General features: G+C 35.3%; 15 protein-coding genes and 1 pseudogene. 14 read left to right on the forward strand and 2 right to left on the reverse strand.

All coding sequences use genetic code 11. The annotated features are described in order from the left end of the window. Position 1 precedes the first annotated feature (1 nt). Together pyrE and CRO00_RS02580 are read left to right on the forward strand one after the other, a co-directional pair. Positions 2-631: an orotate phosphoribosyltransferase gene (gene pyrE, locus CRO00_RS02575; protein WP_097072076.1), complete on the forward strand. Its 630-nt coding sequence runs from the start codon at positions 2-4 to the stop codon at positions 629-631. Between the two features lie 309 nt (positions 632-940). Next, the gene (locus CRO00_RS02580; protein WP_097072077.1) at positions 941-4,123 is read left to right on the forward strand and encodes a hypothetical protein; all 3,183 of its coding nucleotides are present in this window, start codon (positions 941-943) and stop codon (positions 4,121-4,123) included. 48 nt (positions 4,124-4,171) lie between these two features. Here CRO00_RS02580 and CRO00_RS02585 read toward each other — a convergent pair whose 3' ends face one another. Then, complete coding sequence (locus CRO00_RS02585) at positions 4,172-5,857, reverse strand: methyl-accepting chemotaxis protein (RefSeq protein ID WP_097072078.1); 1,686 nt, start codon at positions 5,855-5,857, stop codon at positions 4,172-4,174. A 209-nt stretch (positions 5,858-6,066) separates the two neighbouring features. Then, complete coding sequence (locus tag CRO00_RS02590) at positions 6,067-7,749, reverse strand: Rqc2 family fibronectin-binding protein (RefSeq protein WP_097072079.1); 1,683 nt, start codon at positions 7,747-7,749, stop codon at positions 6,067-6,069. Positions 7,750-8,085: 336 nt separating this feature from the next. Here CRO00_RS02590 and CRO00_RS02595 point away from each other — a divergent pair, with 336 nt between their 5' ends. From CRO00_RS02595 to rsgA, 12 genes and pseudogenes are all read left to right on the forward strand, one after another. Next, a complete protein-coding gene (locus tag CRO00_RS02595; RefSeq protein ID WP_097072080.1) occupies positions 8,086-8,961 on the forward strand; it encodes a YicC/YloC family endoribonuclease in 876 nt (291 codons plus the stop codon). A 103-nt stretch (positions 8,962-9,064) separates the two neighbouring features. After that, the gene (gmk, locus tag CRO00_RS02600; protein WP_097072081.1) at positions 9,065-9,682 is read left to right on the forward strand and encodes a guanylate kinase; all 618 of its coding nucleotides are present in this window, start codon (positions 9,065-9,067) and stop codon (positions 9,680-9,682) included. 4 nt (positions 9,683-9,686) lie between these two features. Next, the gene (gene rpoZ, locus CRO00_RS02605; protein WP_097072082.1) at positions 9,687-9,911 is read left to right on the forward strand and encodes a DNA-directed RNA polymerase subunit omega; all 225 of its coding nucleotides are present in this window, start codon (positions 9,687-9,689) and stop codon (positions 9,909-9,911) included. A gap of 125 nt (positions 9,912-10,036) precedes the next feature. Beyond that, positions 10,037-10,567 (forward strand): annotated as a pseudogene (gene coaBC, locus CRO00_RS02610) (bifunctional phosphopantothenoylcysteine decarboxylase/phosphopantothenate--cysteine ligase CoaBC); the annotation flags it as partial. 20 nt (positions 10,568-10,587) lie between these two features. Beyond that, positions 10,588-13,005, forward strand: a complete 2,418-nt coding sequence (gene priA / locus CRO00_RS02615; RefSeq protein ID WP_097072084.1) for a primosomal protein N' — start codon at positions 10,588-10,590, stop codon at positions 13,003-13,005. A gap of 72 nt (positions 13,006-13,077) precedes the next feature. Continuing rightward, positions 13,078-13,572 (forward strand): peptide deformylase, encoded by a 495-nt coding sequence (def, locus tag CRO00_RS02620; RefSeq protein ID WP_097072085.1) that lies wholly within the window; start codon positions 13,078-13,080, stop codon positions 13,570-13,572. A 2-nt stretch (positions 13,573-13,574) separates the two neighbouring features. Further along, complete coding sequence (fmt, locus tag CRO00_RS02625; protein WP_097072086.1) at positions 13,575-14,516, forward strand: methionyl-tRNA formyltransferase; 942 nt, start codon at positions 13,575-13,577, stop codon at positions 14,514-14,516. Next, on the forward strand, positions 14,513-15,865 hold the full coding sequence (rsmB, locus tag CRO00_RS02630; protein ID WP_097072087.1) for a 16S rRNA (cytosine(967)-C(5))-methyltransferase RsmB: 1,353 nt from the start codon (positions 14,513-14,515) through the stop codon (positions 15,863-15,865). Before fmt ends, rsmB begins: the two co-directional genes overlap by 4 nt. A 27-nt stretch (positions 15,866-15,892) precedes the next feature. Then, positions 15,893-17,032 (forward strand): dual-specificity RNA methyltransferase RlmN, encoded by a 1,140-nt coding sequence (rlmN, locus tag CRO00_RS02635; RefSeq protein ID WP_097072088.1) that lies wholly within the window; start codon positions 15,893-15,895, stop codon positions 17,030-17,032. Positions 17,033-17,037: 5 nt separating this feature from the next. Continuing rightward, positions 17,038-17,787, forward strand: a complete 750-nt coding sequence (locus CRO00_RS02640) for a Stp1/IreP family PP2C-type Ser/Thr phosphatase (RefSeq protein WP_097072089.1) — start codon at positions 17,038-17,040, stop codon at positions 17,785-17,787. A gap of 2 nt (positions 17,788-17,789) precedes the next feature. Further along, on the forward strand, positions 17,790-19,757 hold the full coding sequence (gene pknB / locus CRO00_RS02645) for a Stk1 family PASTA domain-containing Ser/Thr kinase (protein ID WP_097072090.1): 1,968 nt from the start codon (positions 17,790-17,792) through the stop codon (positions 19,755-19,757). Between the two features lie 10 nt (positions 19,758-19,767). Next, on the forward strand, positions 19,768-20,649 hold the full coding sequence (gene rsgA, locus CRO00_RS02650) for a ribosome small subunit-dependent GTPase A (protein ID WP_097072091.1): 882 nt from the start codon (positions 19,768-19,770) through the stop codon (positions 20,647-20,649). Positions 20,650-20,651 lie beyond the last annotated feature (2 nt).

Raw genomic sequence — 20,651 nt, forward strand, 5'->3', positions numbered from 1 at the left:
TATGTCATTACAAAAAGAAATCGCAAAAGGAATGTTACAAGTAGGGGCAGTCGAACTAAACCCAACAGATTTATTTACATGGGCTTCCGGTATTAAATCACCAATATATTGCGATACACGCTTAACGATTTCAGACGTGCAAGTTCGTAAACAAATTGCCAATGGTTTAGCACAAAACATTAAAGAATTCTTCCCACAAACAGAAGTTGTTGCAGGTACGGCAACGGCTGGTATTCCGCACGCTGCATGGGTGTCTGATATTTTAGAGCTTCCAATGGTATATGTACGCTCTAAAGCAAAAGGACATGGCCGTGGTAACCAAATTGAAGGAAAATACCAAGAAGGTCAAAAAGTAGTGGTAGTTGAAGATATCGTTTCAACGGGAGGCTCCTCAATTACAGCAGTTGAAGCCTTGCGTGAAGCAGGTTGTGAAGTAGTTGGCGTTGTGTGTGTATATACATATAACTTACCAAGAGCAGAACAAGCATTTGAAGAAGCAGGCGTTAAATACGTAAGCTTAACAAACTTTGACTTTTTAGTTGAAGCTGCCACTGAATCAGGCGCAATCGACGAAAAACATATCCCTTTTCTTAAAGAGTGGCACGCGGATCTTAAAGCCGGGGCGCTCTAATTTCATAAGCGATACTAAAAGCGTGGCAGTTAGCTTGTTCCTTAAGAGTGCTGCGGAAAAGCACCACCAATTCATATAACTAAAAAAGATAAACGCAAGGATGCTGTTGATTCAACATTCTTGCGTTTTCTATTTCTTTAAGTTCCTTACTAAAAATATCCTTTGCTTAAGTTAGCGAAAAATATTAAAGTTATAAGATAATATTTCTTAATCCAGCATTTTCTTAGCTAGTTGATATTAAATATCAAAACTTTAATAGCATTTAGACGAAAAATAGATTAGTAAGAATCTTAAAAGGTGACAATTAATATGAAAAAAATTTATCTAGTCTTTCTTTTTGTGATCGCATTAGTCATTTTGCCTTCTGTGGTTTGGTGGCTCACACCCCAAAAACAACTAAACGTTGCAATTATTGATAAAACCGTTCCAGATGAAACGTATAGAGAGCATTTAGGCTTTATGTGGGCACTCAATTATTTCAAGTATCGAAACGAAGAAGGGCGTTTTAAGGAAGACGATTACTTTGGGACAATTCCAAAATTGGATACAACGACAGTACAAACGAATTCCTTACCAAAAGATTATTCAAATATCGATGTTATTTATTTAGCAGATACATATGGAGTTTATAAAGATGATCTAAACGAGAATTTAGAACGGGATGGAGCAAGGTCAGAAAAGATAGTTGGTGGCCTTGATATTGAAGAGTGGAACAATATTGTAAATCGCTTAACTAGTAATGAAAAAAGCTTACTTGTTGCAGAATATAACTCATTTGCTTCCCCTACGCAAAAAGAAGTTCGAGACGCGATGTTGGACTATTTAAACATAAATTGGACAGGTTGGATCGGTCGATATTTTTATGAATTAGACCCAGAAAAGAACAGTGAAATTCCTCAATGGATTGTTGAAGATTTTGGAGAAAATTGGAACTACAATGGTGGAGGGTTTGTACTCGTAAATAATTTCTTGAATGAGGTTATTGTACTAGAGTTGGACAAACATATTAGTGAAGAAGGAATTCGCCTACAATATACTGATGAGGGACAAGCATTTTTTAATATTAATTCAAACCCAAAATATGATTACTGGTTTGATATCATTACAGCATCTAATCAAGAAAATGTTTTAGCAAATTATCAATGGGCTCTTACAGATAGTGGAAGGGAAATATTGGAAGAGAAGGGAGTTCCAATATCGTTTGCTGCAGTAATTAATAATGATCGTAAAAATGCTAAAGCATATTACTTTGCTGGAGATTACAATGACATAAGTAAAGTGCCATTCTTTTACCAATTTAAGGGATTGGCAACGGTTTACAAATACGCTCAAATGTTTTCTGACGATGGGTTTTATTGGTCAAGTTACTTACCAATGATGGAAAGCATATTAACCGATTTTAATGAAACCACTGTAGTACAAGGCGAACAAAAGCGAAACGATGAATTACAATATAACGCAAAAATTAATGATCAACAATTTGAAATATTGAAAGATGGAAAATGGGAGTCCATTACATTTAAAGGTGTAAATATCGGTATGGCAAAACCTGGGTATTTTCCAGGGGAGGCCGCAATAACTGAAGAGGAATATTATCGTTGGTTTGAACAAATCGGCGAAATGAATGCAAATACAATCCGTGTTTATACACTACATCCCCCTGCATTTTATCATGCATTGGTAAGATATAATGAGAAGGCAGATGCACCCCTTTATGTGTTGCATGGTATATGGATTGATGAAGAAAGTCTTGAACAAACTTTAGATGCTTATGACAAAGAAATACTATCAAAATTCCATGACGAAATGAAAACAATAGTTAATGTTATTCATGGAAATAAAAATGTGGAACCTCAAGCAGGTCATGCATCAGGAATATATGATTCAGACATTTCACAATATGTCATTGGTTGGATTATAGGTATAGAGTGGTACCCTCCAATGGTGAAAAAAACAAATGAGCTGTATGCTACGATTGGTCAATATGATGGAGAATATTTCAAAACACAAAATGCAAGCGCGTTTGAATATTGGTTAGCAGAACAAATGGATTTTCTTACTCAATATGAATATGAAAAGTACAAGTGGATTCGACCGATGAGTTTTACAAATTGGGTAACAACAGATGTGCTTGAGCATCCTTCAGAGCCTAGTGTACAGGAAGATTTAGTTAGTGTGAACCCTAATGTTATTCAACCAAAAGGATTAGCGAATGAAACGGGGCAATTTGCTTCTTATCATGTATATCCGTATTATCCTGATTTTTTAAACTATGACCAAGAATACTTAAATTATATTGATCATCGTGGAGAGAAGAACAGTTATGCGGGTTACTTAGCAGATTTACGAGCAGCTCATCACATGCCAGTGTTAATTGCAGAGTTTGGAATACCTAGTTCACGTGGTTTAACCCATGAGAATCCATTCGGCTGGAACCAAGGATTTGTTTCAGAACAAAAACAAGGGGAAATTCTGACGCATCTTTATGAAGATATTATTGCTGAGGATTATTTAGGCGGCCTTATATTTTCTTGGCAGGATGAGTGGTTTAAGAGAACTTGGAATACAATGGACTATGATAACCCAGAACGTCGCCCATATTGGTCTAATGCTCAAACGAATGAACAACAGTTTGGGTTACTTAGTTTTGATCAACATAAAATTCGTGTTGATGGAGATTTGACTGAATGGACTTCAACGCCACTCTATGAAAGTAAAGGAAAAACGCCAAGTCTTTCACTAGATGTAGATGAACGTTACTTGTATATTCAATTAAATGGTGAATTGCTTAATACTAATTCACCACGAATATTGCTGGATATTGTGCCAAACCAAGGAAAAACTTCAGCTTCAGGTGTACCAAATGCGAAGTTTTCCAATGGTGTTGATTTTATTATTGAATTAAATCGAAATAAGAACACACAAATCATTATTGATCCATATTTTGATTATTATTCCTATATTTATGGGCATCAATTAAAAATGATTGATACTGAGTCAATAAATGAAAAGGCAAAAAGTAATAAATTTAGTCCAATTTATTATGCATTAAATAAAAAATTTACCTTACCCGAAAGTGGAGAAACAATTCCTTTTAAATCTTATGAAACAGGAAAATTACTACAAGGTAACGGAAATTTTGCGAATAAAGATTACAACTCATTAATTGACTTTTCATGGTCAAATGAAAATAAGATTGAGTTACGGATTCCTTGGCTATTAATCCAAGCAAAAGATCCTAGTAAAAAGGAATTTATGGGTGACTTCTATAAAAATGGAGAAGATGCCTCCGTGTTTGTCGATGAAATTTTTATAGGCTCTTTATTTGTAAATGATGAGGGTCAAGTAGTCGATACATTACCTTCCATGCAAAAAGGAAACTTGCAACCATTCAAATCTTTTACTTGGGAAAATTGGGAACAGCCTATTTCAAAGGAAAGATTAAAACAATCTTATGAGATCATACAAAATACTTTTGGAAAGTATAAGTAATAATAAAAAGATGTCTGAAGTATTTTGCTACCAGACATCTTTTTTAGTTTATACTTTGAACTGTTTAATTAGCTCCTGTAATTCAACTGATTTTCCAGCCAATTCAACCGCCACATCATTTACTCCGACCATTGTTGCAGTTTGTTCTTGTACTGCAGCCGCTACCATTTGTACATTATCTGATGCGCTTGTCGAGCCATTAGAAATTTCTACGATGGATGCTGCTACTTGTTCTGCACTTGCAGAGATTTGTTGGGAAGCAGCAGAAATGTCACTTATTTGATCGTTCATAGAATGAATTGCTTCTTGAATCGTATTAAAGGCAATACCAGATTCAGTAATAATATCAACACCTTCACTCACTGAATGTAATGAGTTTGATACTGCTTTTTCAACATTTTCTGTATCTGCTTTAATAATATTTGTCAATTCAACAATTTTGCTAGCTGAAACTTTTGATTCTTCGGCTAATTTTCTCACTTCATCCGCGACAACTGCAAATCCTTTACCGTGTTCACCAGCTCTTGCAGCTTCGATTGCAGCGTTTAAAGCAAGTAAGTTCGTTTGATCTGTTATGTTTGTAATTACTTGTGTAATGTTACCAATTTCTTCTGATTGTTTACTTAGTTTTTGTACCAAATCATTTACTAATGTCGTTGAGTCTTTAATAACCTTCATTTGGCTTTGTGCTTTTTCTACCGTTTTACTGCCATTGAACGCTGTTGTGGAAGTATCTTGTGCGTTTTGATTAAGTGCCTGTGTTGATTCTGCTATTCTTTGGATACCTGAAGCCGTTTCATCCATTGCTTTGGAACTTTCATTTGAAGCTGTTGCAGAAGTGGCTGCAATTTCGGCAGTTTCGCTTATACGGTAAGCAATATCCTCTGATGTTGCGGTCATTTCTTCCGTACTTGCAGACAATTCTTCTGCAGACATTGTTAAATGCTCAGCATTGGATTGAATATTTTTGATTAATTCTTGTAAATTTGTTTTCATTTTATTAAAAGCAATGGAAAGCTGTCCAATTTCATCCTTTGATCGAACTTGCATATCCTCTTGAGATAAATCGCCATCTGCAATAGAACCTGCTGCTTCAACGACTTTTACTAATGGGTTTGTAATTGCTCTACGTACATATAGTAGTATAATAATCGCAATAATAAATCCTATAATAATTGCTGAAAATGTTATCGTACGAGTCAATGATACTGTTTTTTTCGCACTAGCAGTAACTTTATCCAACTGTTCAAGTTGATAATTTAAAATCTTTTCAGAGTTTTCTAAGATTCCAACATTTGATTTTTCTGCGTCAATATTAATCACATCAAAGGCCTTTTCTTCTTCACCAGCATTGTAATATTCCCACATTTTTTCTACATCGGCATTGAATTGATTATTAAATTTATTAATTTCTTCTGTGTATTCTTTTAGTACACTTGTATTTGCTACTTTTGTCAGTTCTTCTATTTTTTCATCTAAATAGTTTTGATAATGTGCTAGGTTATCGCGTGTTTTTTGATTGTTATCTAAAGCAACCTCACGCACATAAATCCCCTGCATTGCAAGACCAAATTTAATTTCTTCAGCTAATTCTACTTGATACACCTGTTCATCAATTGCTTGCTCGACTTTCTTATTAATATTATTTATTTGATTAAGGATTATACTTAGTGAGGCGATTAGTACAATGATAATTGTTATAAAACCAAGTCCAATTTTCTTCCCGATTGACATAATTTCCCTCCTGAAATACTAAACAAATTTCCTATTTATAGTAATGACATAACTACTTTATTCCTATTTATTTGTTCGGTCAATAATCGTATTGAGAATTGAAAGAAAATTGTTTTTTTTCAAGGATTTTTTATTATTTACGAGTAAGTGTTGTGCTTTTTGTAGAATTAGTAAAAAAAAAACGCCCAAAGAGGACGTTTTTTCTAAGATTACTTTTTTAATTTTAATACGATTTCTTCATCCGGAGTAACGAATAGCGTTTTCTGTTCAAAATAAATAACAAATCCAGGCTTTGACCCATTTGGTTTCTTTACTTGGCGGATTTCTGTATAGTCAACCGGGACCGATGAAGAGGACCTTGCTTTACTAAAATATGCACTAAGAGTCGCAGCTTCAAGAAGGGTTGTTTCGTCTGGTTCATTAGAATGAATTACTACATGTGATCCTGGGATATCTTTTGTATGTAACCAAATGTCATTTCTATTTGCCAACTTAAAGGTTAAATAATCATTTTGTTTATTATTTTTTCCAACAGAAATACGGATTCCAGTTGAAGAAATATATTGTTCTGGAGATGGTTTTACAGGCTTCTTTTTCTTTTTGCTTGCTCGCATTCGTAGGTAACCTTGTTCAGCGAGTTCTTCTCGAATTTCTTCAATATCAGCAGGTGATGCTTGCTCTACTTGGGCCATTAACATTTCAAAGTATTGAATTTCATTATTTGTCTTTTCAATTTGTTCTTTTACCATAATCAATGCATTTTTTGCTTTATTATATTTTGTATAATAACTTTGCGCATTTTCAACAGGTGTTTTTCGTTCGCTTATAGGAATCGTTATTTGTTCTGAATCTTCGCTATAATAATTTGTAACCGTTACTTCTTTCATTCCTTTTTCAAATTGATACAGATTCGCCATAAGCAATTCGCCATATAATTGAAATTTGTCTAGTTTTGATGCGTTTTCAATGTCTTTATGAAGTTTCTTTAGTTTTAGTTTTAGTTTATTTAATTCATTTTGAAGCCAGTTTTCCAGATCGCCAGCCTGTTGTTTAACACGGTCACGTTCGGCTCGCGCATAAAAGACACGATCTAATAAACTACTCAAATTTTCAAAAGAAATTTCTTGTTCATGTAAATGAGTTAGTTTGGTTGGGGAAAAGTAAATTTTTTTATCGATTTCCAAATAAGTTGGATGTGTACCAGTAATAATTTCATTTACAAATGTTCTAAACACTTCTATGACATTTCCATCTTTCAATCGAAATAATAGTTCAGTTGCATGAATAGGTGAAAATCCTTTAAATGATTCTACAATTTCTTTTGATGTTTTACTTTCAGAGAAAAATTGTTGTATTTCATCATCTGTAACCTTTAACGGATTAAGTTTTTCTTGTGGTGGTGGGCTTATATAAGTTTGCCCAGGTAAAACTGTTCTGTAACTATTCATCGATGGGGGAAGGTGTTTTAAACTATCGATAATTTTATTAGTTTCGCTATCAATTAATATCGAATTACTATGACGACCCATAATTTCGAAGGTAAGTTTACGAGTAACAGCATCACCAATTTCATTCTTGCTCTCAATCACCATTGTAATAATCCGTTCAAATTCTTCAAACTGTATGGCAGAAATAAATCCACCCTCTATATGTTTACGCAATAACATACAAAACATTGGCGGTTCTGAAGGGTTATCAATTGAATGGTCTGTCAAATGAACTCGGGCATATGATGGGTGAATAGAATTTAAAAGCTTGTAGTTTTCACCGTTCGCGCGAATATGTAATACAATCTCTAGAGCATTTGGCTGGTGAATTTTTGTAATTCTACCGGTTATGAGTTTTTTTAACTCGTTTGCCATCGCAAATGTAAATAATCCATCAAAAGCCATATTTATTCCTCTTTTCTTAAAAATCAATTCCGTTACGATAATTTACATTTTTGTTTAGTGTTTTTTCTATTGAATATACTTTTAAAGTGTAGCGAGATTTATGACGAGTAATCACGTATTTTAGTGAATTCCATAATCATTACCTATTTACTACATGAAATAATCGAACAAAAAGCTTATCATCTCATCTGCTCGTTCAAAAAACATCTTATTCTTCATTATACTACACATTTTTTTAGTTGCCTTCTAAATTAACTTTTATGTGTTTGAAAGGTAATAAGTTGAAAAAATTATGTTATAATCGAAAATAGTATGCAAAGAAAGGTGTGACGAACCTTGGTACGTAGTATGACTGGTTTTGGCAGGGGTGTCACAACAACAGTAAACTATCAGCTAACTGTAGAAATTCGTTCGGTTAACCATAGATTCCTCGAAATTTATACGAAATTTCCCAAAGAATGGTTAGAAGTTGAAATATTAACAAAAAAACTTCTATCTGAATATGTCCAACGTGGAAAATTAGATGTCACAGTAAATATGAAATCGAACGGAAATGAAACAGAAACATTTCAAATTAACTGGCCTCTAATTGAAAGCTACAAACGAGCAAAAAATGAACTTCGTAACGTTTTGCCATTAGAAGAAAAATGGACAATGGATGAAATTTTCTCTTTAGAAACTGCGTTAGTTTATGAAAAACAAGAAATTTCACCTGAAGAACTTCGAGATGCAATCGAAAATGCCGTGAGAGAGGCTGCAGCACAATTAGTAATGATGCGTGAAAAAGAGGGACAACAGTTAAAACAAACACTTCTTCACTATAAAGAAGAAATGATGTCACACGTGGACTTTATTCGAACGCATTCCTCTGACGCTGTAGAAAAATACCGTGAGAGGTTAATGGAAAGAATTAAGGAAATTGTAAATGGAGAGTTGGTTGAAGATCGCATTCTTGCGGAAGTTGCAATATTCGCAGAACGTGTTGATATTTCAGAAGAACTTGATCGCCTTAGTAGTCATTTTAAACAGCTTGAAGAAACATTAGAGGAGTCTGTTTCTATAGGTAGAAAATTAGATTTTTTAATGCAGGAAATGCATAGGGAAATTAATACAATTGGTTCTAAAAACCAATCTTCGGAAGTTTCCGTTGCTGTTGTTCAATCTAAAACAATCTTAGAAAAAATGCGTGAGCAAGTACAAAATATTGAATAATAACTCCAATAAACTGCACCGAACTAAAGGAGCAGATAATAAAACTTTTAATTTACAAAAAAATATTGTTTAATAGCAGTAAGTGAGGGAGAAGTAGAGAACAATGAGAAAAGAACGAGGTTTGTTAATTGTTCTATCAGGCCCATCTGGTGTCGGTAAAGGAACAGTACGCAAAGAGCTTTTTTCAAAGGCCGGCACAAATTATGAATATTCCATATCAATGACAACGCGTGCTCCTAGAGAAGGCGAAGTAGATGGTGTAGATTACTTTTTTAAGACTCGTGATGAATTTGAAGCATTAATTAAAGAAGGCGGATTATTAGAACATGCCGAATTTGTAGGTAATTATTACGGTACACCTCTAGCCTATGTAAACCAAACACTAGATGCTGGCCGTGATGTCTTTTTAGAAATTGAAGTGCAAGGTGCAGCTCAAATTCGTGAAAAAGCTCCAGAGGCATTATTTATTTTCCTAGCACCACCTAGTATTACAGAATTGCAAAACCGATTAGTAGGCCGCGGGACAGAAACTGAAGATATTATTAAAAAAAGAATTGATACGGCCCGTGCTGAACTTGAAATGATGAGTTTATATGATTACGTGGTTGAAAATGATGAAATTCAAAATGCTTGTGATAAAATTAATGCCATAATCGTTGCAGAACATTGCAGACGAGAACGCGTTGAAAAACAATATTTGTCTATGTTGAGAGGAGAATAATGATATGTTATACCCATCTATTGATGCTTTAAAAAGTAAAATTGATTCAAAATACTCTTTAGTGAGCCTTGCTGCAAAACGTGCTCGTCAAATGCAAGAACAAGGTGACGAAAAACTACAAGTGTATGTTTCATACAAGCCTGTTGGAAGAGCGTTAGAAGAAGTAGCTGTTGGTGTATTAAAGAAAGAAAAGCAAGATGAATCAACAGTATACGAAGATGAAGTTTAATAGTTGTTTAATTGAACAAACAACTAGCCTGTTCGAATATATGTTTTAATTGTTGATATGACTAACTTGGTAGCTCCCGGAGAATTTTTCTTTGGGAGCTTGTCATTTGAAAGGATGAATTCATCATGAAAAAAAATATTTTACTATGTGTATCTGGTGGGATTGCCGTATATAAAGCAGTTGCCCTTGTAAGTAAATTATCGCAAGCAAATTTTAATGTGAAAGTAATGATGACGGAATCAGCACGTAAATTTGTAACACCTTTAAGTTTTCAAGTAATGTCAAAAAATGATGTGTATTATGATACGTTTGATGAAAAAGAGTCGAGTGTCATTGCCCATATCGATCTTGCAGATTGGGCAGATTTAATCCTTATTGCCCCTGCTACAGCAAATGTGATTGGGAAACTGGCAAATGGGATTGCAGACGATATGATTACAACTACTTGTCTTGCAGCAACATGTCCTGTTTGGTTAGCCCCAGCAATGAATGTACATATGTATGATCACCCAGCAGTAAAGAGAAATATTGCCCGTTTAGCAGAAGATGGTTGTTCGTTTATTGAGCCATCTGAAGGGTTTTTAGCTTGTGGTTACGTAGGAAAAGGCCGTTTAGAAGAACCAGAAAAAATTACACAAATTGTTGGTAAATTTTTTGTGGAGGAAGCGGATAAACAATGACAATTTTCATCGCAGAAGTGATTGTTGATGTGGCTGCTTATCCTGTAGATCGTTCCTTTGATTACTTGGTACCAGAAGAAATGGTTTCGTTAATTGAATTAGGTAGCCGTGTGAAAGTTCAATTTGGTCCAAGAAATGTCCTAGGGTTTGTAGTTGCCTTAAAGCAGGACACAGAAGTACCCCTTGAAAAAATTAAACCAATTTCACAACTTCTTGATATTGAACCGGTATTAACAAGTGAAATGCTACAACTTGCTAAATGGTTAAAACATGAAACAATCTGTTATGAAATTGATGCATTACAAGTGATGTTACCTTCCGCATTACGGGCGAAATATGAAAAAATTATTACACTTCAAACAGATATAGAAAACTTACCAGATGCACTTAAACCTTTTTTTAGTCAATCATCTAAAGTGAACTACAAAGAGTTTGAGAAAAATAATTTACTTCATACTTTAAAAATGGCTTTAAAAGAAAAGGTAGTCGTTTTAGAAAATGTTGTTAAACAAAAAGGGCAAGTAAAGGAAGTTCGGAAAGTACAAATAAATGATGAATTAGAAAAATTAATTGCCCTTTCAAAGGGAATTTCCAATCGAGCAAAAAAACAAAAAGTATTGATTGAATGGATGATGCAACATGTTGGGGAAACATTAGAACCTGACACACTTTACCATGAAACCAATACTTCGCCCCAAGTCTTACAGGCAGTAATTGAGCTGGGTGCTGCTAAATTTGTACACGAAGAAGTATACCGAGATCCGTTCTCTAAAGAAGTGGGGAAAACCAATTTTCTTAATTTGACTGATGAACAATCCTTAGCACTTCAAAAAATCACATCATCAATGAGAGACAAACGAACTGAAACGTTTTTACTCCACGGTATCACAGGTAGTGGGAAGACAGAAGTTTATTTGCAAGCCATCGCAAAATGTTTAGAAGACGGAAAAGAAGCAATTGTTCTAGTACCAGAAATTTCTCTTACACCGCAAATGACGGAACGCTTTCGCTCGAGGTTTGGGGAACTTGTCGCTGTCATGCATAGCGGATTATCAGTTGGTGAGAAGTATGATGAATGGCGAAAAGTTCATCAAGGAAAAGTAAAAGTCGTTGTTGGAGCAAGATCTGCTATTTTTGCACCATTTGAAAATGTTGGCATTATTATTTTGGATGAAGAACATGAATCAACTTACAAACAAGAAGATAATCCAAGATACCATGCACGAGATGTGGCTATATGGCGAGGGAAGTATCATAATTGTCCAGTTGTGTTAGGTAGTGCGACTCCATCTTTAGAGTCATATGCCCGAGCAAAAAAAAATGTATATTCACTTCTTACATTAAAGGAAAGGGCTATGAAACAAGCATTACCAACTGTTCAGATTGTGGATTTAAGGGAAGAATTGAAAAAAGGGAATCGTTCGATGTTTTCTCAAGAATTAATCGAATCGATTGAGAGCCGAATAAATAAAAAAGAACAAACTGTCTTATTTTTAAATCGCCGAGGCTATTCATCTTTTGTTTTATGTCGTGATTGTGGTACCGTTCTACAGTGCCAAAACTGTGATATTTCACTAACTTACCACCGCTCAAATGAAAAGTGCAAATGTCATTACTGCGGTTATGAAGAGTTTGTTCCTAAGTTTTGTCCACAATGCCAAAGTGAACATATCCGTTTTTTTGGCACTGGAACACAAAAAGTTGAAGAAGAATTGTACAAACTATTCCCTCATGCGCGGGTCTTAAGGATGGATGTTGATACGACCAAAACAAAGGGGTCCCATGAACAAATATTGGAAGCTTTTGGGGAAGGAAAGGCGGATATTTTGTTAGGTACCCAAATGATAGCAAAAGGTCTTGATTATCCAAACATTACTTTAGTAGGAGTTCTTAGTGCAGATACATCCCTTCATTTACCTGACTTCCGATCAGCAGAAAAAACCTTTCAATTGTTAACTCAAGTTAGCGGTCGTGCGGGGAGACATGAGAAAAAAGGAGAAGTAGTTATTCAAACCTACACACCAGAACATTACGCCATCGAATTATCCAAAGCACAACATTATGAACCTTTTTATGAACGTGAAATGCTGATGCGCCACCTTGCAGGATATCCTCCTTATTATTACTTGGCCTTGGTTCAAATCTCACATGAAGATGTTATGATGGCGGCAGAATATGCACAAAAGTGTGTTGAATGGTTACGGTCAAATCTCTCTTTTAACGTCTCAATTATCGGACCAACCGCAGCGGGTATTAGTCGTCTCCAAAATAGATATCGATATCAATGTTTGATAAAATACAAAATAGAACCAGATTTGATTCCAACACTAATGCAGCTTATTAAACTTTATCGTTCACAATGGATTAAAAATGGGATATTGTTATCCATCGATTTAGATCCGACAATGATTTAAATTTTAGTTGGGACGAAACTGTTCCAACTCCTTTCAAATTATAAAAAGAAGTGTAGAAAGAGGTGAAAAATAATGGCAATTAAAGAAGTAGTAAAACATCCAGCAGCGGTGCTTACTGAAAAATGTACTGAAGTAACTGAAATTAATGAAGAAATCATTACACTTCTTGATGATTTATATGACACAATGGTTGAATATGATGGTGTTGGAATTGCAGCTCCTCAAATTAATGTCCCATTACGAGTAGCAATAGTAGAAATCGGTGAAGAACGTGACATTTTAGAAATGATTAATCCAACAGTTTTAGAAACTGATGGTGCAGAAGTTGATATAGAAGGATGTTTAAGCTTTCCGAATCTTTTTGGGGAAGTAGAAAGACCTACATACGTAAAAATAGAAGCATGCGACCGAGAAGGCCGTGTATACGAACTAGAGGCTGGCGGTTTCGATGCTCGTGCAATACTTCATGAAATAGATCATTTAGATGGTGTGTTATTTAATTCAAAATTAATTCGAGTTGTGACAGAAGAAGAATTAGCTGAAATGTACGGTGAAGAGGAGGAATAATCTTGACGAAAATAGTCTTTATGGGAACACCAGATTTTAGCGTTCCTATTTTACGAATGATACATGATGAAGGTTATGAAATTTTAGCAGTAGTGACTCAACCAGATCGTCCAGTTGGGCGGAAAAGAGTTTTAACTCCTCCTCCTGTAAAAGCAGAAGCAACTCGATTAGGTCTACCTGTTTTACAACCTGAGAAGTTAAGAGATTCTCAAGAATTGCAAGACATCATTGCACTGAATCCAGATTTAATTGTTACTGCGGCATACGGCCAAATTTTACCGAAAAGTTTACTCGATTCACCTCCTTTAGGTTGTATTAATGTCCATGCATCACTTTTACCTAAATATCGTGGAGGAGCACCAATTCATCAAGCAATTTTAGATGGAGAAGAAAAAACAGGTGTAACCATTATGTATATGGCGGAAAAATTAGATGCTGGTGATATTATTTCCCAGAGAGAAATCTTAATTGAAGATACAGATAATACAGGTACCCTATTTGATAAATTAAGCATTGTAGGAAGAGAGTTATTAAAAGATACGCTCCCACAAATTATCGACGGAACAAATGAACGAATTGAACAAGAACACGCAAAAGCAACATTTGCTCATAATATTTCAAGAGAGCAGGAAAGAATTGATTGGTCAAAAGATGCGAGAACGGTATTTAACCAAATTCGTGGACTCTCTCCTTGGCCTGTAGCTTATACAACCCTTAATGGAGAAAATATCAAAATATGGTCGGCAAAAATGGGGAATACTTCGACTAAGGAACAACCTGGACAAGTTGTCAAAATCCATAAAGAGAGTTTCGAAATTGTTGCGGGCAATGGTGAAACTGTTGAAATACTGGAATTGCAACCTGCCGGAAAAAAACGAATGACTGCAGAAGACTATTTACGCGGCACAGGTATGAAATTATCGATAGGGGACCAATTTGAATGACAAAAAAGAAGGCAACGATTTGGGATGGTAATGTTCGAGATGCAGCTTTAACGATACTTTTAGCTGTGGATAAAAACCAAGCCTATAGTAATTTACTTTTAAACCAAACAATCAACAAATACAACATCGATTCAAAAGATAGAGCATTACTTACTGAAATTACCTATGGAACACTGCAGCATAAGTACACGCTTGATTTTTACTTAGAGCCATTTATCCGTGGCAAACTAGATCTTTGGGTAAGGTGGCTACTACGCCTTTCAGTATATCAAATTGTTTATTTAAATCGTGTACCAGATCATGCTGCGGTTAATGAAGCAGTAGAAATTGCTAAAAGAAGAGGACACAAAGGAATATCTTCAACTGTGAATGGAATATTGCGTTCAATATTGCGCCAAGGTATTCCATCCGTTGATGTAATTGATGACCCGATTAAACGTTTAGCGATTCAAACAAGCCACCCTGAATGGTTAGTGGAGCGATTTATAGAATCATATGGTGTTGAAAAAACAACTGAGATGTTGCATGAAAATAATGTTCCACCAATCCAAACAGTACGAGTAAATACAACAAAGGCATCTTTAGAAGAAGTTCTTCAACTTCTACAAGCGGAAGGGATAGAAGCAAAACAAAGTAATGTTATCCCTGAATGCATTCATTTTGTTACTGGTCAAGCATCCAGAACAAATGCCTTTAAAGAAGGGTACATTACGATTCAAGATGAAAGCAGTATGATGCCAGCTAACGTTTTAAATCCACAAAAAGGGTGGCGTATTCTTGATATGTGTGCTGCCCCTGGTGGAAAAACGACACATCTGGCTGAAAAGATGGGCAATAACGGCTCAATTCTAGCTACTGATTTGCACCCGCATAAGCTGGACTTAGTTGACGCAACAAGTAAACGCTTAGGACTAAACATTATTCAAACAGCTCCAATTGATGGTCGAAAAGCAGCTGAGTATTTAGAGGCTGAATCCTTCGATGCCGTGCTAGTGGATGCACCTTGTTCAGGTCTTGGTGTTATGCGTCGAAAACCAGATATTAAATATACAAAACGAGAAGAAGACTTCGAGAGCTTACATCGTATTCAAGTAGAGTTACTAAATAATGCAGTTAAAGTGTTAAAGCCCGGGGGACGTCTTGTTTACAGTACGTGTACAGTGAATTCTAGTGAAAATGAAGAAACTGTTCATGCTTTTTTAGCGTCGCATCCAGAAATGGAATTAATTGAAATTGAAAATCTGCCTGAAGAACTTTCAGAACGTGGACAAAGTGGAATGCTTCAAGTGTTTCCACAAGATTTTGGAAGTGATGGATTTTTTGTAGCAGCTTTTCGAAAAACTACTTAGATAGACAAAAGGAGAATCCAATTACAAATGGATCAAAATAAATTTAATGAACGTATACAAGATTTAGTAGAAGAGGCTGAACAAAAGCCCCGCCGTCGTGAGAAAAAAGAAAAACCCCAACTTAAGGAATCGATTTATTCGTTGCGATTAGACCAACTGCAAGAATGGCTGAAAGAAAATGGTGAAAAAGCCTTTAGAGCAGGCCAAATTTATGAATGGTTATACGAAAAACGAGTAAAAACTTTTGAAGAAATGTCAAACTTGTCAAAAGCTCTTCGCGAGAAATTAGAAGAGAATTTTGCATTAACAACACTTTCCACAATTATTAAGCAGGAATCAAAAGATGGCACAATCAAATTTCTGTTCCAATTACAAGATGGATATTCAATTGAAACAGTTTTAATGCGTCATGATTACGGAAATTCTGTTTGTGTGACAACTCAAGTTGGGTGTCGAATTGGTTGTACGTTTTGTGCATCTACTTTAGGTGGACTAAAACGACACTTATTAGCTGGAGAAATTGTAGAACAAGTAGTAAAAGTTCAACAAGCTTTAGATGAAGTGAATGAACGTGTTTCGCATATTGTAATTATGGGAATTGGCGAACCATTTGACAACTACGATGCGATGATGAATTTCCTAAAAGTCATTAATGATGATAAAGGCTTAAACATTGGGGCACGTCATATTACAGTATCAACTTCAGGTATTGTCCCGAAAATATACCAATTTGCTGATGAGCAGTTACAAATCAATTTTGCATTATCATTACATGCACCGAACCAAGAATTGCGTCAAAAATTAATGCCGATTGCTCGTGCATATAAATTAGAGGATCTTATGGAAGCTATTCGTTACTATACGAACAAAACAGGTAGACGAGTAAGTTTTGAGTATGGTTTATTTGGTGGAGAAAATGATTCTGTTGAACATGCAGAAGAATTGTCAAAATTAATTAAAGGAATTAAATGTCATGTCAACTTAATTCCTGTAAACTATGTACCTGAGAGAGATTACGTAAGAACACCAAGAAATCAAATTTTTGCCTTTGAAAAAACCTTAAAGAAAAATGGTATTAATGTAACAATTCGTCGTGAACACGGCTCGGATATAGATGCTGCTTGCGGACAATTAAGAGCGAAAGAGAGAGCGCAAGAGACGAGGTGATTACTGTGAAGTATACAGTCGAAAGTGATATAGGGCGCAAACGAAAAGTAAATGAAGATCGGGCTGCTTTTTTTGAGCGCCCCGATCATTTTAAGCTAGCCATCTTAGCTGATGGAATGGGTGGTCATAATGCAGGGGACGTTGCAAGTGAAATGGCCATCAAAGAAATGGAAAAAAGTTTTTTGCAAATGAAACCGGAAGACTTGGAATCTCCAGAGGCAAAAAAGAGATGGTTATTTGATGTTATCTCCGAGCTTAATCATAAGATTTACAATCATTCCTTATCACATGAAAGCTGTAAAGGAATGGGATCTACTTTAATTGCTGTTTTAATTGATGGTCATCATTGTTTTATTGCTCACATTGGAGATAGTAGAGTTTATTATTTTACTCAAGAAGCTGTTTCCCTTGTAACGAGAGACCATTCATTCGTCAATATATTAGTTGACTATGGAGAAATAAGTGAAGAAGAAGCAGAAAATCATCCACAAAAGAACTTTATTGTAAAATCACTTGGGACAGAAAGCACAATTGAACCAGATTTTTATGAGCTTGTGCTAGAAAACCCATCTTATCTTTTAATTTGTTCTGACGGACTTAGTAATAAACTAACGACAGATGAAATGTCGGCTATATTAACATTGCCAATGTCAATAAATGAAAAAGGAAAAAAACTCGTCCAGCTGGCGAATGAATCAGGTGGGGAAGATAACATTTCCGTCATTTTATTATCCCTTGATGATGAGGAGGTGTAACGATGTTGATTGGTAAACGAATAAATGATCGGTATAAAATTTTACAGCTAATCGGTGGAGGAGGAATGTCCAACGTCTATTTAGCCCACGATATCATTTTGAATCGGGAAGTTGCTGTAAAAATTTTACGCTATGATGCGTCCAATGAGGAAGAATTTCACCGCCGTTTCCAAAGGGAAGCTCTATCCGCAACAAGTCTCCTTCATCCAAACATAGTAAGTATCTATGATGTTGGGGAAGATGGGGATATGCATTACATTGTTATGGAATATGTAAAAGGCAAAACGTTAAAGCAATACATAAATGAGTTTTCGCCTTTGTCTCCTTCCCGTAGTGTGCAAATTATGAAACAGTTAACGTCTGCTATTGCCCATGCCCATGAAAATCAAATCATCCATCGAGACATTAAACCACAAAACATTTTGATGGATGATGAGGGGAATATTAAAGTAACGGATTTTGGGATTGCGACTTCATTAAGTGCCACTAGTTATACAAAGACGAATTCTGTAATCGGAACAGTTCATTATTTATCTCCCGAGCAAGCAAGGGGAGGTTCGGCCACAAAAAAATCAGATATTTATGCGCTAGGTATAGTTCTATATGAATTACTTACAGGAGAATTACCTTTTTCCGGCGAGTCTGCGGTATCTATTGCATTAAAACACTTGCAATCAGAAACGCCTTCCCTAAGAGCATTTGATGCATCGATACCTCAAAGTTTAGAAAATGTCGTATTAAAGGCGACCGCTAAAAACCCGGATCATCGTTACAATTCTGTTGAAGAAATGGCTGAGGATTTACAAACTGTTTTATCACCAAGTCGACTAAATGAGGTGAAATTCACTCCACCCATTGATGATGATGAAACAAAGGCAATTCCAATAATTAAAGATCGTATGCAAATTACTGAAGTTGCCACTACAAAAGTAATGTCCCAGGAAAAAAATGAAAAACAACCTGTGGATGAAAAAGTTAAAACGAAGACTAAGCAAAAAAAGAAAAAAAATAAAGGTAAAGCATTCAGTATTATTTTAGCTTTTATAGCAATAATTGCTCTTTCCGCCTTTTTATTAATAAATTTATTAACACCATCCAAATCTGAAATTCCGGATGTTTCGAATATGGATGTTGAAGAAGCATCAAAGCAACTAGAAGAAGCAGGATTTGTTGTGGGAGATATACGCGAGAAAAACAATGAAGAAATTGAAGAGGGACTTATCATTGAGACGAATCCTAAAGCTGGTTTAACTCGTGTAAAAGGGACAGAAATTGATTTAATTCAAAGTATTGGTAATGAAAAGATAGAGATGAGTAACTATGTAGGTCAATCAATTAATCAAGTAACTTCAATACTTGAGAATGCAGAGTTTGCCGACTATGAGATAACAGAAATTTATTCTCCTGAAGCATCTGGAACGATTCTTGAACAAGAACCTAAAGCAGGTGAAGAAATTGCACCAAAGGAAACGGTCGTTAAACTTACAATCAGTAAAGGAAAGAATTTTGTTACTGTCTCAAATCTAATTGGATATAACGAAGCAGCCTTAAAAGAATTTGAACGCACGTCAGGGTTAAAAGTAAAAGTGAAAAGTACAATTAATCATGATACTGCTCAAGCGGGAACGGTTATTTCACAAAATCCAGCACCAAATTCTAAAATTGAAGCAGGTGGAACGATAGAAGTAGATATTTCGAAAGGTCCCGCAGCGAAACATGTGAAAGTTTATTATAAAGACATCGTAATCCCGTATAACCCAATTAATTTAGGTGAAGAACAAAAAATTCGAATATTTATTCAAGATAAAAACAAAACAATGGCAGAACCATACGACGAATTCACGATAACTGCAGATCATCCTTATCGTATTTCATTAGAGATTGAAGAAGGATCCAAGGCAGTTTATCGAATCGAAAGAGATTCCAATAATATTGTGGAAGAAACAATTCCATACGAGAATGCAAATTAGGGGTGAAAGGATGGCGCAAGGCCAAATTCGTAAAGCTTTAAGTGGGTATTATTATGTTGAACAAAATGGAGAATTAATACAATGTCGCGGACGAGGGGTTTTTCGCAATCGCGGAGAATCTCCTCTTGTAGGTGACATTGTCGATTTCACTAAAGATAGTGAATCGGATGGAGTAATTATGAAAATTCATCCGAGAAAAAATGAATTAATTCGACCACCTATTTCGAATGTTGATCAAGCTTTACTTGTTTTTTCTGTTAAGGAACCTGATTTTAACACCATTTTATTAGATCGATTTTTAGTGGTATTAGAATCATTCCAAGTAAATCCAATTATTGTGTTAACGAAGATGGATTTAGTTAATGAAAAAGATAAAGAAGAACTTCAAAATTATATCCAACAATACAAGGCAATAGGGTATGAAATCATCGAAACTTATAAAAACGACCCAACTTTATTACAAAGATTGCAACCCATTTTAGAAGGGAAAACATCCGTATTAGCCGGACAATCAGGTGTAGGGAAATCCACACTATTAAATACACTTTTACCAAACTTAAATTTACAAACTGGAGTCATCTCTCAAAGTCTTGGACGTGGGAAGCATACAACACGTCACGTTGAACTAATTGATGTTAGCAATGGCTTGTTGGCAGATACACCTGGATTTAGTTCTTTTGATTTTGATACAATCGAAAAAGAAGAATTAACATCATGTTTCCCTGAATTCGCTAATTTAAGTGAAGGTTGCAAATTTCGGGGATGTTTACACATAAAAGAACCAAAATGTGCAATAAAAAATGCCCTGGAAACGGGTGAAATTCAGCCACATCGTTACGAACATTATCAACAATTTTTACAAGAAATATTGGATCGAAAGCCGAGGTACTAACA

This window comes from Ureibacillus xyleni (assembly GCF_900217795.1).
GTDB classification, from domain to species: domain Bacteria; phylum Bacillota; class Bacilli; order Bacillales_A; family Planococcaceae; genus Ureibacillus; species Ureibacillus xyleni.